At 52.6% G+C, this 293-nt stretch carries 1 protein-coding gene; it reads right to left on the bottom strand.

Annotated elements, in window-relative coordinates; genetic code table 11:
* A partial coding sequence (locus J9889_RS21685) for a helix-turn-helix domain-containing protein (protein WP_210558133.1) occupies positions 1-293 on the bottom strand: 293 nt, incomplete at both ends.

The following is a 293-nucleotide window of genomic DNA, read 5'->3' as shown; positions in this document are numbered from 1 at the left end:
ATTTTTATAGCCAATAGTTCAGTACACCAACGGCTGCGCTGATAACCAAAATCTTGCGGAGAAAACTGCATGAGCAGCACCAGTAGGGTGACAATCTTGGCGATAGGTAAGACTGGGGCACGGCCAGCCGGTAAGGCTTCTAGCGCTTCTATGCCTTCATCTCGATACCACCGAAGCCAACGACCGATGGTCGAGCGCGCAGCGCCGGTAAGGTGATGAACATCGGTGATCGTGCGTCCTTCATGTAACAGCAAGATGGCCATCAAGCGACGAGCATGTCCTTTATCACGGGT

This window comes from Aeromonas sp. PrichA-15 (assembly GCF_017939245.1).
GTDB lineage: Bacteria > Pseudomonadota > Gammaproteobacteria > Enterobacterales > Aeromonadaceae > Aeromonas > Aeromonas caviae.
Note: the sequence above shows the minus strand (reverse complement) of the source record. Positions and strands in the feature narration are given on the sequence as shown.